Source organism: Dyadobacter sp. OTU695, assembly GCF_038440355.1.
GTDB lineage: Bacteria > Bacteroidota > Bacteroidia > Cytophagales > Spirosomataceae > Dyadobacter.
The window spans coordinates 174,470-193,446 of sequence record NZ_JASATN010000005.1; the positions used below are offsets into that span (position 1 = coordinate 174,470).

An 18,977-nucleotide genomic window follows, 5' to 3' on the forward strand; every position below is an offset into this window, starting at 1 on the left:
AAAAGACATGAAGAAAATACTATCCCTGATCATCGGTATCTCGCTCTCCTGTGCATCCTGCAACGATGTGCTCGACGTGGAGGATATCAGCAACTACAACCCGGAACTGGTGTGGAACGACGCCAACCTCGCCAATGCCTATATGGCCAACCTCTACCCGATGTTCGGCAACTGGAATACCGGCGCAGACGCTTTTAGCCAGCAACTGGCCGGCATTAACTTCTACTCCGACCGGATCACCATCACCAATGGGGAATTCAAGCTGTGGAACTACGGCCGCATCCGGCTGATCAACCAGGCGATCGTCGATGTAAACAAAGGCAGGCTCTCCGATGCAGTTAAGGCCAGCATTACCGCTCAGGCGCTTTTCATGCGCGCTTATACGTATTTTGAAATGGTTAAATTCCACGGCGGCGTTCCTTACATTACCGTCCCGCAGGACCGCTATGAAGACGAGCTTACTGTTCCGCGGAATTCCACAGCCGAATGTTTCGACCTGATCGTGAAGGACCTCGATCAGGCCATTGCAGCCCTGCCGAAAAAGATTGCCCCTACTTCCGGCGACTTCGGCAAGATCGACGGCAATTTTGCGCTGGCATTCAAAGCAAAAGTACTGTTATGGAAAGCATCCCCGCAGTTCAATCCGGCGAAGCCATTCAGCAATTCGTATTGGGCGGCGGCTTACGAGGTCAATAAAAGGGCTTACGAAGACCTGAAAGCACAGGGTTACGCGCTGGTCGAGAACTATTCGGACATTGCATTGGTGGAGCGGGGCAAGGAATCGATTTTCACGGTCATCAACTCATACCCGAATAAAGTCGCTTCGTGGGACAACGGCGTGCGCCCAGGTTCCGAGAGCCGCGGCCCGGCGTCGGCGGTACCTACCTGGGAGTTTATCAAGGAGTATCCCATGAAGGATGGAAAAATGTTCAACGACCCGAGCGGAAAGTATTACAAAACCGAGGAAGCATTGCTCCAAAGCTACTGGAAAGACCGGGATCCCCGCTTCGACAAGTCGATCGTCTGGAATGGCAAATTGTACGAGGTTTCGGGAAAAGCAGGAAAACGGCAGTACACCGCACTGGGCGTCGCCCACGAACTGGATGATTTCGGTGTTAATCCGAGAGCCGGCGTCAACTCCACCAACCTCGACCGCTATACCGGCTTTTTCGTACTTAAAAACAGCCTTTTGAAACTGGCACAGGCGGAAGTACAGCAATATGACCTGGATTTCGTCGTCATGCGTTTTGCCGAGGTAATGCTCAACTATGCCGAGGCGGCCAACGAAACCGGCAAGATTGCAGAAGCGCTGGATATCCTCAAACAAATCCGTAAACGGGCCGGTATCGAGCCGGGCACGGACGGGAACTACGGCATTTCGGCAAACTCCGCCGCAACGATGCGGGAAGCGATCCTGGCAGAACGCAATGTCGAATTCGCCTTCGAGGGCCATCGGTTCTATGATCTCCGAAGGCTCCGTATGCTCGACCGCCTCGACGGCACGACCAAGCATGGTGTGGAAGCGATCGCGGTACTACCCAACGGCCAGGAAATGCCCATCGGCGAGGCCCGCGAGAAGGCTAACAAATACGAACTGGTCGAAACCAATTTCAAATATAGCCTGCTCCAAGTGCCACGCTCGGGCGTGAAAGTGAATGTCGTCCCCGACAAATACTATTTCTTCCCCATCCAGCGCGACATTCTCGACCGCAACAAGGCCCTGGAACAGAACAAGGACTGGGGAGGCACATTTGACCCTACTTTGCCCTAACAACCCCAATCCACTCACTTTTATCAAAGCCGGAGCGTTTTCTTCCGGCTTTGGCGTTTCCTTGTGAATTGAAATAAGTAAATTCGCAACGGCCCGGTATCCCACTCCGGGCTTTAAGACTAAACTTCCTGATAAAATGAAATTTGCAATCCACGCGTTCGTCGCAGGCGCAGCATTGGCTCTCGCGCCATCCCTTTTGATCGCCCAGCAAGCTGGCGCTCCGGCGGCCGGCGCTCCGGCGCCCGGCGCTCCTGTCGAGACCAAGAAACCTAATTCTGAGTACAAATCGGCTTTCCCGGGCCAAACCCGGATCGGGTCGGTTGTAACGAAGACCCCGTACGAAGGAAAAGTGCTGACCTCGTCCCTCGAAAGACCGTGGGGAATTGCAGTGCTGCCCGACGGCAAGTTTATCGTAACTGAAAAAGGGGGAACAATGCGGATCGTATCTGCTACCGGAGAAGTTGGAAAACCGATCGACGGCGTCCCCAAAGTGAATAGCGATGGCCAGGGAGGCCTGCTGGGCATCACACTCGACCCGGCTTTTGCTCAAAACAGAATGGTGTACTGGGCATTTTCGGAGCCGCTCTCCGATGGAAACCTCACTGCCGTGGCCAAAGGCAAACTTTCGGCAGACGGAACGAAGCTCGAAAATGTTAAAGTTATTTATGAGGCCACACCCGCCTATAAAGGCACGCTGCATTACGGCGGCCGTGTGAAGTTTGCGAAAGATGGAAATCTCTTCGTATCGACCGGCGAGCGCTCCGACCTCGTTACGCGCCCGCAGGCACAGGACCTCAACTCCGGCCTGGGCAAGGTGATCCGCATTACAACAGACGGAAAACCTGCGAAAGGAAACCCATTCATAGGAAAGGCTGGCGCGCGTCCTGAACTGTATTCATACGGACACCGCAACGTGCAAGGCCTGGCGATCAACCCGGTTACGGGCGATTTGTGGGAAACCGAGTTCGGCCCAAGAGGCGGCGATGAGATCAACCGCGTATTGCCTGGCAAAAATTACGGCTGGCCTACAATTACTTACGGCATCGAATACAGCGGAAAACAGATCGGTGACGTCATTCAGCAAAAAGAAGGTATGGAACAACCTGTGTATTATTATGACCCGGTTATTTCTCCAAGTGGTATTACCTTCTACGACGGCAAGCAAATCCCCGAGTGGAAAAACAACCTGTTCATTTCGTCACTAAGCGGTATGCATGTTTGCCGTATTGTACTCAAAGACAATAAGGTAGTCGGCGAAGAAAGACTTCTTGCGGGCGAAAACCAGCGTTTCCGCGACATTACCGAGGGGCATGACGGAGCGCTCTACGCCGTTACCGATCAGGGAAGACTCTATAAAATTGGTAAGAAGTAGGCTCCCCGCCCATTACCCCACAAATTCAATTGACACCATCACCCGTCGGATCGACAACCGGACCGGCATTGTCGTGCGACGGGTGCTTGGAGATCGTGCTGCACCTCGCATCGCTCACCGCGGCAGCGGAACCAGTCGTCACCTAACCCAGCTCATGTAACCAGACATTAACAGATTGTATTTGAGATATTTGGCATACTTATTGCTGATAGGTCACAAACTATGACTGTTATGGAAAACGTGAAACCCATTGTGAAGCAGGTAATCAAGATCTGGCGACTTTATAAGACGATGCAGGGCGCGTTAATGGGTGCCATGCGCCACGAAATCCCGTTTCGGCTGCGAAAAGTGTTGAGCCGTGATTATATGGTTTGTTCTGTTTTGAAGAAAGAAATGGCGAACCTGTACGACGCCCTCAAATGCTGCATGCAGGATGCCTGCATTACGCGGTCGGATACGAGGTCGTCGATAGTCATGGATGTGAGAGGCAACGTGGATCTTGCTTTGGGCGAAATCGTCCATGTACACCGTCAGATCGTCAAAGAATATGAGACTTTGTTCAAATTAGTCGAAGGCTCGAACCTCGATCTTCAAATGCTACGACAGCACCGGAAACAAATGGCGAAAATGACGGCTGACCTTTCGGCCCGATCCAATGGACCGTCGCCGGAAGATCAGCGCCTTACGCGTATTTCAATGGCTCATTAGCAACAGCTGGTGGCTACCGGATCTCCCATTTGACTTTCCCGTCGAATGGATCGACAGCCACTACATATTTGTTACCCCTCCTTGTCAGCGCCACCTCTTTTACAGTTTCTGTACCCGGTAAAAACAGCGCCATTTTAGCGGATGGAGCGGTTCCGAAGCTCCGCAGCTCGATCCGCGACCAGTCGATTTCACCCGTGGACTGAGCAACTTTTACATGTGGAATCACGGCACCTTCGCGAACCATCAGTATCACGTCCAGATCGCCGGTCGCGATTTCGTGCCAGCCGCCCTCGTAAGTTTTTCCGGTCTGGTAATCAATCCACTTTCCTTTCGGCAAATACACATTTCGGGATTTCCCGTTTTCGAAAAGCGGCGCGACGAGGAACTCCTGGCCGAACATGTATTCATTGTCGACCATCCACGCACCAGGGTCATCAGGGAACTCCACAAGCAATGCTCGTACCATGGGCAATCCTTTTTCCGAAGCGATTTTAGATTGCGTATAAACGTAGGGCATGAGCTTGTACTTCATCTCCACCGCCTTTCTGAAATAGTTTTGAAAAGCTTCACCATATTCCCACGGCTCCTTGGGCGCCTGCCCGTGTGTGCGGGTATGAGAGGCAAGCAGTCCCATCGGTAACCAGCGACGGTACAGGTCTTCCGGTGTTTTCATGGTAAATCCACCGATATCGTGGCTCCAAAACGTGAAACCCGACAAGCCGAGTGACAAACCGCCCCGCAGCTGCGCTTCCATGCCCTTGTTGGTCGTTTCAGCGTCGCCGCCCCAGTGGATCGGGTACCGCTGGCTGCCGGCCCAGGTGCTACGCGCCCAGATGATGTTGTCGCCCGTCATTTTACGGGTCAGCTCGGAGACGATCTTATTGTAACGCAGCGGGTAGAGATTATGCTCGTAAAAGCCGGTTCGACCCGACGCATATACGCCCGACAGTGGGGCCGCTTCCCCAAAATCGACCTTTATAGCCGAAACACCCAGTTTCAGCAGCCCGGCAATTTTATCTTCATACCATTTCACAGTATTCGGATTCGAAAAATCGAGTATGGCATCCTCGTAGGGAAGTGTACCATTGCCGTTTTTGACAGCCAGGCCCTTCGCGACGATTTCGGGGTACAGGTCATTTTTTGGAACAAAATAAGGCAACTGCCAGAGCGAGGTACGAAATCCCCGCTTTTTCAGGTCGGCGATCATGCCTTCCGGGTCTTTGAAGCGGCTTGGAGCGAAACGGTAGTCGCAACGCCAGTCGGTTTCGAACCAGCCGGTGTCGAAATGGATCACGTCGGAAGGAATGCGGTTCTGGCGGAGTTTGGCAGCCACATTCCGGCCGTCCTGCTCCGAGAAGTAGGTAATGCGGCTCATCCAGAGCCCGAACGACCACAATGGCGGCATAGAGGCCTTGCCCGTAAGATCGGTGTAGGCGTCGAGGATGTCCTTCGGCTGACCGAGAAATACGAACAAATCCAGGTTTTCATCGCCAATCTGCATGGCATTTGACTCCCCGTAAGTAGCCCCGAAATCACAGGTAATGGGTGATGTCGTGTGCATGAACATCCCGTACCCCCGCGAGCTCATGTAAAATGGAATGGGTTTGTACATGGTCTGGGTTTCGACGCCATTAGGGTCGTGCGTCCAGAGCACGAGTTTCTGCCCGTTTTTATCCAGTCTTGTAAATGACTCGCCGCAGCCGAATATCTTTTCGTCCGGTGAAATAGAAAACACCGCCGCCACGCTGCGCGAATAGTCCGAGGCTCTCCGGACAAATGAGAAGGGCAGTGTAGGTGTATAGGAAGCCTTGCCGTCCGTCTGGTTGCGGGTTTGGGTTAAAATCTTCCCACTAGCATCGCGAATCAGGATCTTCCACGGGTTTTCGTAAATGGTCACCGAACCATAGGGCCCGGTATACTGATGTCCGCCGCTGATCTTGCTGTATTTCCATGAAGCATCCTTCTCAGGCTCGCCCACGAGCATGAGTGATACGCCCGATGCGGGCCCCTGCGCGCCTGTGTTTGCACGGATGCGTAGCGTACGTGGGGAAGTAAATTCAACGGAAAACGGCAGAACAGGATCCTGGGCATATTCAATAGCCGGGAACTCGTTGCTGAACGAGCGTTTGTAGCTCAGCATCGAGTTGTTGAAGTTATGGGCTGAAAATGGCTCATTTCTTTTCCATCGGATCTTGCCGGAGCCGGTAGCCGGATCGAATGCGGCCAGGCTGTCGGCAACGAAAATGGTGTTGGAAAAATCCTGGAAATCGCCGCTGATGTCGACTGGTTCGTTGACCAGCTTGCTATGCTGAGCATTGGCGCCGAAACCGGTGAACGTTAGGAGTAATAATAACAGGCAGTAGGTTTTAAGCTTTAAGCCGTAAGCATCAAGTTTAAAGCTACTCGTTTTAAACTCTGATCTATAAATTCTAAACTTTAAGCTATAATTTGTAAACTTTAAGCTATAAACTCTAAACTTTGAGCCGTAAACTCTGTTGTGAACCGGGCGCTTTAAATTATTCATGGAGTGCATTTCAAATGTGATGCCCGGATTAGCGGACAATAATTTTTCTGACAGCCGATTGGCCCGTCGGCCCCGTAAGCCTGACCAGGTAAATGCCTGCTGCGAACTTCCGGTCGATCAGGGCTTCCCGTTGCGATGTTTGCAGCGTTTGACCGTAAATCAGCCGACCGGTGCTTTCGGTGATAGTGATTTTATCAAAACCCTGGTCGCTCCATCGAACAGTGATGTTGTCGCAGGTTGGATTAGGAAATATGTGAAATGGCGCTGCTGCAGGTGCTTCGCCAAGTACCGTTCCGCCATTGCGAAGCTGGATAGCGGTAACTGACATCGGCGGTAACGACACGTTAAGCACGTTACCTGCAACATCCGCCTCGGATTTATTCAATGCATTTTGGGTATGAGAAACAAAAGTTTCCTCCGCTGGTAGTTGTGACAACGTGTACGTCGCTGCTTTTTCCTGCAAAGGAAAAAAGTGATTGAACCGCACGCTCACCGCCTGCGCCGCCTCGGATCGGTTAACCAATACCACCGTCATGGAATCACCCGCGGCATTGACGCTCGGATAGGCCGATACCAATGTCTCATTACCCGAAACGCCGCTCACGGAATGCGACTGATTGTAGCGGCCCAGCAAATGCAGGGTTTCCCACATGCCCGTCTTCCAGCTCCACGGCGTGAACATCTCCACATTATTTTTCATAAACTCTCCCAAAGTGGACGCATACCATACCGCGGTAACCGATGGCGCCACGCTGTTGTCGATGCCGGTTTCGGTCAGCCCGAGCGTAACACCGTGATCAGTACCGAGATATTGGTTAAGCCAGTCGTTGCAGCGGCCGAAAATGTATTCACGGGTAATGCTGTTGTCGTAACCGCCGTTGATCGTTTTTACCCCGTTAGCCTCGGGGAAGTTGTAATTTCGGTCGAAAAAGACACGGTGAAGCTGTACGACTTCCTCTGTTTTTTTGGTAGATGGGTAAAAATGGATATCGAGCACGTCCAGCAGCCTTACGCCACTTTTTTGCTGTTCTTCGGCAATGGTTTTGATGAAATATTCCAGCCACGGATAGCTCTTGCCGTTTTCGGTGATGGGCTTGCCATCCCAGTTGTACCACTGCCACTCATTGGCTGTCACCGGCCCCACAAGTTTGATTTCCGGAAACCTGGCCCTCGCCTTTTTGGCCAACTCGATGTAACGCTGCATGAACTCCTGCGGGCTGAGTTGCACAGGCATGACGTCGTCGTGCGTCCCTGACCAGATTTCCGGCTCGTTATCCAGGTTCCAGTAGCGGATACCGTCCTTTTTCAGGCCTATTCCATTCGCCCCGAACCAGTGGTCGAGTATCGCCACCGACGAATCCGCATTCCATTTTTCCAGGTACAGGTTAATATTTCCCTCCGTCTTTGCTTTGGTACCGGTTGCATTGGGCACACCGCCTCCGGCCAGGTTCTGATTCACGCCCTCCCACCATTGGGAGCGGTTGTAATCCCAGTCGGCAAAATTGGCGGTGCCGGTTTTGGCCGCATACCCCAGCAACTGAAAGGCCCACATGCCCTGCGCGGCCGGGAAATGCTTTTGCAGGGCTTGTGCGGCCTGGTCCCAGTTGTTGATATATACGTTGTTGTACCAGTCGGGATGGCTGCTGAGCTTCCGGCGCCAGTTGTATTTGGAGGAATTGTTCCCGCCGCTTTCCCTGAAAAACGTCACACCCGCGTCGCGCAGGCGTACGAGGTCCTGTTCCGGTAAAGTCCAGTTGGGATCGGTGGCAGAAAATGAATTATTCCGGCCGTAGAGATACGGCGAAATAGGCTTCACATCCGCTTCCGCATCGACTGTCACCTGTATTTGTCCGGAGACATTTTGAGAAAGCAGGGCAACAAGAAACAATACAACTTTATACATGCAAGATGATGTTTGCCGCCCTGAGCGCACATTTGTCATGCTGAGCGAAGTCGAAGCATCATGCGTGATGCCCTTCGGCCGCCCGGCGGCCCGGTTCGCTCAGTATGACCAAATGTGCGCTCAGCGTGACGATCAACTATTTTTTCACAATCCGGAAATTATCCACGCTGCCGTTGAAGGACGCAATGGCGACATCCGGTGTACCGAATGAAACTTTCAGGTCGGTGATTTTGGATACATCGGCGATCGTCGAGCCCGAAGCGCTCTTGAATTCGGAAAGCTCGATGACGGCCGTTTTCCATCCGTTGGTCTGGTAGCCCGTCGAAACGTATTCGGTAGAGTTCCAGGGCTGGAATGCGTAAACGTATTCCGTGCCGCCCGCACCGATGGTAATCTCATATTTCCCTGCTTTCCAGGGTTCTGCGATATTATGCTCGAATTTGAATTGCCTGCTTGCTGCATCTCCGGCCGATAGTTTAAACTCGAAATAGCAGGTCGAGAATACCCAGCCGTCGCTATAACCAGCAGCAGGGAGTTTGGTTTGCTTGATCCTCGAAAACTTGCCCGAAATGGCTTGCGGGTCCGTGGCAGCAACGATCGGGGCGCCTCCCCAGCATACTTCCGATCCCCAGGTAGTAGCCGGAACATCGAAATTGACCAAATTACCCGTGAGGTCGTTCATTTTGAAGGTGGTTTTGGCAGTACCAAACTCGCCTTCCACTGTAATGATGTCCACCGCAGCGGTAGCAGGCATTTTGGCCGTGATCTGTTTTACCGTGGAGCTTACAACCTGTAAACTGGCGTTACCCAGCTTCACCGATTTGATATTGTAAAAGTAATCCCCGTTGATCACGACGTTGCCATTGGCCTTCACGAACTCAGAATACAATCCCGAAATAACCGGTACCGGTGCTGTCAGCACGAAATCGTAAGTAGCCTCGCCGCCTTTGGTAACCACCTTGATCTTATTCGGCACACCGGCATCCACCGCTTTGGTAGGCGCATCGGCAGGGATAGTCACGATAATGTTCGAGTTACTGCCCAGTGCGGCATTGAAACTCGCTTCGAAATCATTGAAATACACCTTCATAACACTGCCCAGGTTCTGTCCCTGGATCACGATCAGGCTGCCCGGCTCGGCGGCTGTCAGCGAGCTGTCGGCCTTCGTAGGGTCGAGCAGGCGCACATTGCTGATGGCGGGCGCGCCGTCGACGTCGTCGTCGTTACAGGCCTGGAATACCAACAGCATCCCTGCCGCCAGAAGCACTCCCAGCACTGTTTTACCTATATTTTTAAAATTCATTTTGATCACAGATTTGGGTTAATCGACTATTTTGCTGAAATCAAATGCGACCGGCTCGTTCTTCAACGAAGGCGCATTTACGATCTCACTTTCAGGGAATGGCAGGTACAGCGTGGCCTCGGTCAGTGGGTAGGATTCGGCCGGCGAGTAGGTCACATTGTATTTTTTGGGATTGATAGAGCCCGCCGCGTAGGACATTGTATAGTTTTCCTTATGCTGCGCAGCCGTGTAGGCGATCGCTTTGGCTGGGTTGAAATAGTACCAGCGCACGACCTCGTTCCAGGAGTTACCCTCGAACACAGTCTCTATCCTTCGTTCCCTGAAAATGTCCTCGAAAGTCAGTGAAGTTTTTGCAGGCATACCGGCTCTTTTACGCACCGCATTGAAGTACTCCAATGCCTTGGCGTCGGCCGTAGTGGCACTGTTCCCCAAAACAGCGTCGGCGTAGATCAGGTACACTTCCGCGAGGCGAAGCATATAGGAATTGATATTCGCAGCCATAAAACCGCCGAGGCCGCCATTATCCGCCGGTGAACCGATGATATACTTCTTAACGGCCGACAATGCAGCCGGACGGTTGTATTTCAACCCGCCTGTCGCTTTCTGGATATTAGGATAAACATCGGTATCGAACATCGCGATCGCTTTTCTGCGCAGTGAATCAGCCGGATTTTCGGTGAAATACTTCACGAGATCTGCCGACAGCCCCTGTGCCGCCCCCCAGCCATCGCCGGTGCCGGTAATGTTGGCGTCGTAGGCGAAATATGCCTGGAACGAGTTGTTCACGCCCCACGGACTGCTCACCGGCATCCATTGGAGAGAGAAGAGGCTCTCAGGATTGTTCTTCGAAGCATTGTTGTTCGCGCTCTCGAACAGCTCCGCATACGTAGGTGCTAGCGTGAGGCCGCTTTGGGTAATCACATTGCTTGCATAGTATTTCGCACTGTCCAGGTCCGACTGGTTACGGGTCCCCTTCTGGTTCAGGCCCGAGCGCATCAGGTACATACGGGCGAGCATTCCCTGGGCCGAGTACTTCGTCAAACGTCCCTGAACGGCCGTTGCCGGCAGGTTTTCGGCGGCAAAGCGGTAGTCCTGGATAACAAGCTTCCAGACATCCTCGATGTGGTTGCGGACGGGCGGTGTATTCAGTTGCGCCACGTTGTCGTAAACAATGGGAACAGCGCCCCAGTTGGTCACCAGGTAATAGTAAGCCGTAGCACGCATGAAGCGGCATTCGCCCAGCCCCTGCGCTTTCACGGCAGCCGAAGCGGTGCTACCCTGGGCCTCTTTGATCGCTTTGTAAGCATTGTTGCTCTGGGCGATGATCTTGTAAAACGATTTATAACCAGGCAGCAACGTACCCACGTCGGTTGACGGTACCGCATGCTTGATGTAGGCCGTACGGTCATTGGAATTGAGGTTGCCGGCGCGCGCCTCCTGGAAAGCCATATTGGCCTTGTCGTTGAAATCGAACCAGACGATATTGTAAAGCGGCGCGGTTCCGGCCATGATCTCGTCATCGGTTTTGTAAAAATTACCCGAGGTGATCGCGTCCAGCGGCGGGCGGTCGAGGAAATCCTCGCTGCATCCCTGCATGAGCATCAGCGCTCCGATAGCCGCTATAAATCTGAATTTGAATTGCATATGGAATATTTTTGAAATTGATGTTGAACCAGCCCGCTTAGAAATCAGCCAGCAGGCCGAAAGAATACATGCGTACGGATGGGTAACGGCCCGTGTCGATCCCGGCCATGACCGTACCGCCATAGTTGACCATCCCGATCTCCGGATCATAACCTTTGTACTTCGTGATCGTGAACAGGTTCTGCGCCCCTACCGAAGCCCGTAACCCTCTGATGAAGAAGTCTTTCAGCATCGTTTTCGGGAAGTTGTAGCTGATCGTGATGTTTTTCAGGCGCACGTAGCTTCCGTCTTCGATGAAGTTGGTGTTCATCCGGTTGTTACCGTTCGGATCGCCCGGCGCAATGCGCGGGATCGTATAGCCTGGATTAGTGAGTGTTACAGTCTCCGCATCTGCCGCATTGTAGCTGCTTGGCTTCGCGTAGTTGGCCACGGATTTCCACTGGTTGCCGAACACGCCGCCATTACCGGGGATTTCGGCACGGTAACGCGGGTAGTTAAGAATATCGTTCTTGAAGCTGCCTGTGAGGAATGCATTCAGCTCAAAATTCTTGTAGGTTACATTGTTGTTGAAACCGAGGGTAAATTTCGGCCACGGGTTGCCAATCACTGTACGGTCTTCGGCATCGATCACGCCGTCGCCGTTCAGGTCACGGAACTTGGTGTCCCCTACCCAGCTGCCGGTAGCGGGATTAATCGTCAACTGACCGTTTGAGGTCTGTACCGCATGGTTTTTAATGTCGTTGGCATCCTGGAAGAGCCCGTCGGCGATGTAGCCGGTGATCATGCTGGCAGGCTGGCCTACTTCTGTTTTGAAACCTACGGAAGTCGCATTCCAGGTCGGTGTGATCGGGTTCAGCAGCGATGTCACTTTATTCCGGTCGAATGAAAGGTTAACCCCCATTTTCCAGTAAAAACCGCCTTTGTCGATATTCACGGTATTCAACGTAAAACCAATACCCCGGTTTTTCATCGAGCCCGCATTCACTGCCGGCCAGCTCAGGTAACCTGGCGAGTAAGCGATGTCGCCACCGTAAGTAAATGGATAAGAATTGACGGTGATGAGGCTGGTAATGTTCTTGATATACGCATCCACGATCAGCTCCACGCGGTTGCCGAACATATGCAGGTCAAGACCACCGTTGATCACGTCGTCCTTTTCCCAGGTCAGGAACTCATTGGCGAAATTGGATGCCAGAAATCCTGTTCCCCAGCCCGTAGGTACGGTTTGCAGAGTCGAATAGATCGCATTGCCGCCGCTGCCCTGGTTACCGGAACGACCTACCTCAAAGCGCAGTTTCAGGTCGTTGATCTCTTTCACGTTTTTCAGGAAAGGCTCTTCCGAAACGCGCCAAGCCACCGAAACCGCGGGGAAGTTACCCCAGCGACGGCCTTCGCGGAATGCCGAGGAACCGTCCATGCGGTAAGTTCCCTGCACGAAATAGCGCTCGTTGAAGCTGTAATTCACCCGGGCAAAATACGATTCACGCGAGCCGGCACCTTTTCCGCTGTTGTTGCTCACATTTGAAATCACGGACGCATCCCCACCGGAAAGCTCCTCTATCGTGTTGGTAATGAACTTCTTGCGTGTACCCGTGAGCGATTCATAGGTGGATGCCTGCGCCTCATGACCAGCCATTACATTAATGCCATGGCGTCCCAGTTTCAAATCGTAGGTTAACCGGCTGTGCAAGCTCCACCAGTTGTTGGTATTCACCGACCGGGTCGAGGTAGCCGCGTCCTGCGACACCACGTAACCACCTATCGTATACGACGGGTGAAAGGAGTAGTATTTCAAAAACTCGGCGCTACCGTTGGCCTCTGTATGCCAAACAAGGTTTTTAGCCAGTTTCACATCAGCAAAAAGGCTTCCCAGGATCGAAGTACGACGGTTGTAATCGTTATAGATCTTCGAGATCATCACCGGGTTCGTGAACTGGAACTGCGTCGACACCGGGCCGCCCCAGCTGCCGTCGGGGTTGGTTACCGGTACGCTCGGGTTCTGGTCGAGGGCGAGCTGGATAATGCCGCCATTGTTGGTATTCACCTTTTCTTCGGTAATACCCACGCTCATGTTGGCCCCGATTTTCAGCCAGCTGCGCGTCTGGTTTTCAAGGTTCAAACGGGCATTGTAGCGTTTGAAACCCGATCCTTCCACGATCCCTTTTTGATTGAAATACTCTCCCGACAAATAGTAGGTCGATTTCTCGGTGCCACCGCTTAGTCCCAGCGAGTACTTTTGCAGGGTAGTCGGACGGAACAATGCGCTCTGCCAGTCGGTACCATTGCCCAGCACCGACGGATCGGCGAATTGCGGTTCGCTGGCTGTACTACCCACCGCGGCCGCTTCATTCCTGAACTGCGCATATTCCCGCAGGTTCATTACATCGATATGTTTGGGCTCGGCCTGCAAGGTAATGAGTGAATTGAAGGTAATCTTCGCCTCACCTGCCTTACCGCGTTTGGTGGTGATCATGACCACCCCGTTAGCGCCTACGGCACCGTAAATAGCAGTGGCAGAAGGCCCCTGCAACACGTTGATCGTCTCGATATCGTCGGGGTTAATGCTCGAAAGAATGTTCGAAAAGCCCGTCGGACGGTTGTTGGGATCATCCTTCATATTGTCCGGCTTGATCTGGACCCCGTCGATCACATACAGTGGCTGCGTCGTACCGGTCAGTGAGCTCAGACCGCGGATCAGTACCGACGGCGCGGCTCCCGGCTGGCCGGAGTTCTGCTGCACCAGCACGTTCGCCGCACGGCCCTGCAAGCCTTGTTCAAGGGAGGTGTTGATCGTCTTACTCAAATCCTTACCCGAAACCGTCACCTGCGAACTGGAAACGTCGGTCTTTTTCATTTCCCCGTACCCTACTACCACGACCTCATCCAGAGAGGAAATGCTTTCTTTCAGTTTAATGTCGATTTTGGTTTTGTTTCCCACCGCCACTTCCTGCGTTTCATATCCGATGAAGGAGAACACGAGCCTACTGCCCGAGGTAGCCTCGATCGAAAACACCCCGTTGGTATTGGTCGTCGTTCCATTGGACGTACCCTTCACCACCACGCTCACGCCGGGGATGCCATCGCCTTGTTCCAGGCCAACGACCGTGCCGGTAATAACCTTTTTAACTTCCGCCTGCGCAAATGCGCCGACTGCAGTACCCATGATCCCCAATGATAGAAGGAGAGGTCGTAGCAACCCGGCCAGAAAGCGTGAACGCCGCTTTACCCGCCTCGTTTCGTACAAATTTTGTTGCATGTTGTTTTGTTTTAAAAGTGACTATTTGTTCATCCCGATTTATACATTTCCGATATCCCGGGGTTTCGTACCGGACAATGGGACAAATCGAATGAATAGTTGGACAAATGTGTCACCTAAAAACATGCTGAAAGGGATCCAAATGTTTACAATTGGGGGATCATTTGTAAACTCCGACAGAAAATCAGGCTATTTTTTCGCCCTTTATTCCAGTTTGAGAAAGGATTAAGTGCAGGAACGGATGAGCAAGTGATGAGCAGGTGATTGCAAACGGTTATTAGAGTATCCGACTTGCTTCTTGTATTATTCTAATATTTGAGACCCTGTCTGCTTCTTGCGGTAGGCGGTTGGCAGCACCTGATATTCCTCCTTGAAGAGCTTGGTAAAGTACTTGGGATTGTTGAAGCCGACCTGGTAGGCAATCTCGGAGACCGTGAGTTGACTCTTTTCGAGCAGGTTGGCAGCCCTGCGGATGCGGATAATGCGAATGAATTCGATTGGCGTTTTCCCTGTCAGCGAAAGTATTTTTTTATACAAATAAACCCGGCTCATCGACATGGCTTCGCTCAGTTGCTCGACTGTATATTCGGCATTAGCCATGTTCTCCTCCACCACTTTCACGGCGTTGTTAACAAACTGCTCATCCATGGACCGTACCGCCACCTCGCTCGGCCGTATCTCGACGTGCTGCTGGAACTGCTTCTGCAACCGCTCGCGCTGCGAGATCAGGTTCGTGATCCTTACCCTTAAAATGTCCAGCCTGAACGGCTTGGTTACGTAAGCGTCTGCGCCGGTTTGGTAGCCCTGCAACCGCTGCTCATCCTCCGCCCGCGCGGTGAGCAGTACCACCGGGATATGCGAAATGCGCAGGTCCGTCTTGATCGTCCTGCAAAGCTCTGTCCCGTCCATTTCAGGCATCATCACGTCACTCACGATCAGGTCGGGAATGTGTTCGAGAGTCATATCGAGGCCGATACGGCCATTAGCGGCTTCGAGTATGCGGTATTCATGCTGAAATACTTCTTTGAGATACTGCCTGAATTCGTCGTTGTCCTCTACAATCAGGATCAGGGGCTTTTCCTTGCCGACTTTTTCCCCGGAAAGGTCGATGTCAATCGGTGCGGCATCTGCGGCCGGCATGTTCGATGCGGGCACGGGTGCTACGCGCGCAAGGCTCTCGCGCAGCGGTAACGTGACGGTGAATGTGCTGCCCTTGCCCACCTCGCTTTCCAGATCAATCGTCCCTCCGTGCATTTTGACAAACTCCCCGGCAATGGAAAGGCCGATACCGCTGCCCTGGTTCATAATGTGCCCGGGCATGGGGTGCTGGTAAAAACGTTCAAAAACCCGCTGCTGCGCCTCGGTCGGAATGCCTATTCCGGAGTCCTCCACCCTGATTTCCAGCGCCTCCCCGCCCTCTTGCTCCAACTTCCGCAACCTTACCGTCACCTGGCCGTTCTCACGCGTGAATTTGAATGCATTCGACAACAGGTTGTACATCACTTTCGACAATTTATCCTGGTCAAAATCTGCATAGTGCGATTCCACGGCACTTTCGAACCGGTACCGGATGTGCTTGTGTTCCGACAAATCGGAGAAAGTCTGGGCGATTTGCCTGACGAACTGGACAATGTCGCCACGCTCCGGCATAAAACGGGTTTCCTCCACTTCCAGCTTTTTAAAATCGAGCATCTGCGTCACCAGATTGAGCAACCGCTGCGCGTTCCGGTAGACGAGAGAGAGCTGCCGGTGCACAGTATGATCGGAACGGATGCCCCTCAGCAAGTTTTCCAGCGGCGTAAGCATGAGCGTGAGCGGCGTGCGGAACTCATGGCTCACATTGGTAAAGAACCTGATCTTCATCAAGTCCAGCTCATGCATTTGCTGGGCGTAATGCCGCTCCTGTTCCAGTTTGAAATTCATCCGCTCGCGTTCGATCAGCACCCAGCGGGCAATCATCAAGGCGCCCGCTACCAATAAAAAGTACAGGAGATAGGCCCAAGGCGTACGCCAGAATGGGGGCAATATCCTGATTTCCAAACGCCGCTCGGTCGTTACGCCGCCTTCCCTGGTTTTAACCTTAAATACATAACCGCCCGGGTCGAGGTTGGTGTAGGTAACCCGCCGGGTGTTATCCGCCTCGAACCACCGGTCATTGAAGCCTTCCAAAGTGTACAGGTAATGGTTTTTCTCGGGGTGCAGGAAATTCAAAGCCGCGAATTCGATCGTAAAGACATTCTGGCTGTATTCCAGCACGATGCGGTCCGTTATCGAAACGGATTTTTCGAGCACCATGTTACCGTCTGCGGCGACACCCGGACGGATACTTTTATTGAAGATCTGAAAATCGGTCAGCACCACTTTCGCGGCGACTCGCTCATCGGTAACGCGCGCGGGATCGAAAATGGAAAAGCCATTGGCTCCCCCGAAAACCAGTTCGCCGGAACGAAGCCTGAGTGCCGCATTCTCATTGAAACCCCTCCCCTGCAAGCCGTCGACCTCGTTGTAAGCCCGCACGTGGAATTTAACCGGTGCCCTTTGGGTGATCTGCAAATTCACCATGCCTTTCGGAGTGCCAAGCCACAGGTTCTGCCGTGCATCGACGACCAGCGTCAGTATGGAATTATCGGGCAGGCCGTGGCGGGTGTCGTAAGTGACAAATGCGCTCCGCGCGGCATCGTAGCGGTTTAGACCTTCGGAGGTACCTATCCAGATCGTACCGGAACTGTCCTCGGCCAACGACATCACGGCATCACTGCTAAGGGTGTTGCGGTCACCGGCCCGGTGTCCATAATGTACAAAACGGCCCGTCTGGCGCATGAGTACGTCAATGCCGTTAGCCGTTCCGAACCACAGGTTGCCCTGCCTGTCTTCGATCATGGCGGAAATGTAGTCGGAACTGACAGAATTGGGCGCGAGGTTACGATAGTGCCGGAATGTCTTCGTCGACCGGTCGAGCAGGTCCAGGCCGTCGGCCATCGTGCCCACCCACAACCTGCGCCGCGAATCCTCGAATAGCTCCCAAACCCGGTCGTCGATCAGGCTCGTTGAATCGGCCGGATCGTGCAGGTAGCGGGTAAATTTCCGGCCGTCGAAGCTGTTCAACCCACCGAAGTAGGTTCCTATCCAAAGCACGTCCTGCCGGTCGAGGAAAAGGCTGACGATCACGTCGTTGCTCAGGCTATTGACATCTCCCGGCTTGTTTTTGAACTGCCGGAAGCTGTTGTTTTTCCGGTCGTAGTAAATCAGTCCCCCGCCATTGGTACCCACCCACAAGTTGCCCTTCCGGTCTTCGGCGAACACATTTACATCGTCGAACGGCAGGCTGGCAGCATCGCCGGGCAAATGGCGGACGAGCCCAAACCTGAAAATATTCTGATGATAATTACAAAAGCCCTGCTTGTAGGTACCGGCCCAGATCATGCCCGTGGCATCCTTGTACAAAGCCTGAATGCTGTTCTGGCTGAGCGTTCTGGGATCTCCGGGGTTAGAGCGTAGTGTAGAGACACTGCCGGTCTGTTTATCCAGGATATTGATCCCGCCATGATCCGTCCCGATCCAGATCCGGCCGTCGGGCCCGGAGATCATCGCGCTCACCGCATTGTTGCTCAGCCTGAAATCTGGCCCGGCGGTGCCCGCAATGCGAAGCCTGTTTTTTTTGAAATCAAAATTAAATGCACCGACCGCGGCTTTGACGATATACACCCAGGGTTCGCCCTGCCCGTCGACAAAAACCTTGTGATTGGACAATTTACCCAGGTTACGACGTTGCAAGAGCGCGCTCTGGATGTCGATCGCGTGTGTGCGGGCATTCACCCGGGCGAGGAAGCCGTCGTCGCAAACCACCCAGAGGTTTCCGTCGGCATCCTCGTCAAAATCCGAAATCGCACGTGTCCCCGACGCATTCTGGGAGGGCGTAAACCTGATTTTGACAAGCTCCCTGGATGCGGCACGGTATTTCAGCAAACCCAGTTTGTTGTGACTGATCCAGTAATCGCCCGAACGGGTTTTGATAATGCGGTTAAAATTAGCATCCCCAAGCCCGAAGCGCCGAGCCGCCCGGTTGACGTTGTGATCGATCGTTTCGGTAACGGGATCGTAAATATCGAATCCGAGTGGGGTGTTGATCCAGATATAACCCTGCGGATCTTCAAAAAGGGCATTGACCTGGTGAGCCGAAATGCTTGTCGAATCGGCCGGGTCGTGCTTGAATACGCGGAAAGAATAACCGTCGAAACGATTCACGCCATTGGCGGTTCCGATCCACACAAAACCGCGGCTGTCTTTTAGAAAGCAATTGACCTGATTATGGGAAAGGCCTTTTTCGGTATTGTAGCGGACAAACTGATAGTCTGCTGGCTGGGCTGTACTTCCCTCCATCCATCCAACAAGTCCCGTCAGGACCAGCCAAAATTTGATCAACCACCGCTTCATTCCTGTGAAGGTAACATCGTTTTCCTTCAAAAAGAATTCCAAATTGTTCAGTTAAATTGCCT

The 18,977-nt window shown here is 53.0% G+C and carries 9 protein-coding genes; 3 read left to right on the forward strand and 6 right to left on the reverse strand.

From position 1 onward, the window contains the following. Nucleotides 1–7 precede the first annotated feature (7 nt). The 3 genes from AAHB90_RS12375 (at nt 8) to AAHB90_RS12385 (ending at nt 3,851) form a co-directional block, all read left to right on the forward strand. A complete protein-coding gene (locus tag AAHB90_RS12375; RefSeq protein ID WP_342085432.1) occupies nt 8–1,771 on the forward strand; it encodes a RagB/SusD family nutrient uptake outer membrane protein in 1,764 nt (587 codons plus the stop codon). 136 nt (nt 1,772–1,907) lie between these two features. Beyond that, entirely contained in the window at nt 1,908–3,143 is a 1,236-nt protein-coding gene (locus tag AAHB90_RS12380; RefSeq protein WP_342085434.1) for a PQQ-dependent sugar dehydrogenase, read from the forward strand. Between the two features lie 231 nt (nt 3,144–3,374). After that, on the forward strand, nt 3,375–3,851 hold the full coding sequence (locus AAHB90_RS12385) for a hypothetical protein (RefSeq protein ID WP_342085435.1): 477 nt from the start codon (nt 3,375–3,377) through the stop codon (nt 3,849–3,851). Between the two features lie 13 nt (nt 3,852–3,864). Here the strand turns inward: AAHB90_RS12385 and AAHB90_RS12390 are convergent, their stop codons facing one another. The 6 genes from AAHB90_RS12390 to AAHB90_RS12415 form a co-directional block, all read right to left on the reverse strand. Then, nucleotides 3,865–6,375: a glycoside hydrolase family 31 protein gene (locus tag AAHB90_RS12390; RefSeq protein ID WP_342085437.1), complete on the reverse strand. Its 2,511-nt coding sequence runs from the start codon at nt 6,373–6,375 to the stop codon at nt 3,865–3,867. Nucleotides 6,376–6,403: 28 nt separating this feature from the next. Further along, a complete protein-coding gene (locus AAHB90_RS12395; RefSeq protein ID WP_342085439.1) occupies nt 6,404–8,278 on the reverse strand; it encodes a glycoside hydrolase family 44 protein in 1,875 nt (624 codons plus the stop codon). A gap of 136 nt (nt 8,279–8,414) precedes the next feature. Next, complete coding sequence (locus AAHB90_RS12400) at nt 8,415–9,581, reverse strand: glycan-binding surface protein (protein ID WP_342085440.1); 1,167 nt, start codon at nt 9,579–9,581, stop codon at nt 8,415–8,417. Between the two features lie 18 nt (nt 9,582–9,599). Further along, nucleotides 9,600–11,225, reverse strand: a complete 1,626-nt coding sequence (locus AAHB90_RS12405) for a RagB/SusD family nutrient uptake outer membrane protein (protein WP_342085442.1) — start codon at nt 11,223–11,225, stop codon at nt 9,600–9,602. 37 nt (nt 11,226–11,262) lie between these two features. Beyond that, nucleotides 11,263–14,388: a SusC/RagA family TonB-linked outer membrane protein gene (locus AAHB90_RS12410; protein ID WP_342085444.1), complete on the reverse strand. Its 3,126-nt coding sequence runs from the start codon at nt 14,386–14,388 to the stop codon at nt 11,263–11,265. Between the two features lie 396 nt (nt 14,389–14,784). Then, nucleotides 14,785–18,957: a hybrid sensor histidine kinase/response regulator transcription factor gene (locus AAHB90_RS12415; RefSeq protein WP_342085445.1), complete on the reverse strand. Its 4,173-nt coding sequence runs from the start codon at nt 18,955–18,957 to the stop codon at nt 14,785–14,787. Nucleotides 18,958–18,977: the final 20 nt, after the last annotated feature.

Excerpts from the sequence above, each read along its gene's own strand:
- AAHB90_RS12375 (WP_342085432.1), top strand. The coding sequence starts at position 8 with ATGAAGAAAATACTATCCCTGATCATCGGTATCTCGCTCTCCTGTGCA.
- AAHB90_RS12380 (WP_342085434.1), top strand. The coding sequence starts at position 1,908 with ATGAAATTTGCAATCCACGCGTTCGTCGCAGGCGCAGCATTGGCTCTC.
- AAHB90_RS12385 (WP_342085435.1), top strand. The coding sequence starts at position 3,375 with ATGGAAAACGTGAAACCCATTGTGAAGCAGGTAATCAAGATCTGGCGA.
- AAHB90_RS12390 (WP_342085437.1), bottom strand. The coding sequence starts at position 6,375 with ATGAATAATTTAAAGCGCCCGGTTCACAACAGAGTTTACGGCTCAAAG.
- AAHB90_RS12395 (WP_342085439.1), bottom strand. The coding sequence starts at position 8,278 with ATGTATAAAGTTGTATTGTTTCTTGTTGCCCTGCTTTCTCAAAATGTC.
- AAHB90_RS12400 (WP_342085440.1), bottom strand. The coding sequence starts at position 9,581 with ATGAATTTTAAAAATATAGGTAAAACAGTGCTGGGAGTGCTTCTGGCG.
- AAHB90_RS12405 (WP_342085442.1), bottom strand. The coding sequence starts at position 11,225 with ATGCAATTCAAATTCAGATTTATAGCGGCTATCGGAGCGCTGATGCTC.
- AAHB90_RS12410 (WP_342085444.1), bottom strand. The coding sequence starts at position 14,388 with ATGGGTACTGCAGTCGGCGCATTTGCGCAGGCGGAAGTTAAAAAGGTT.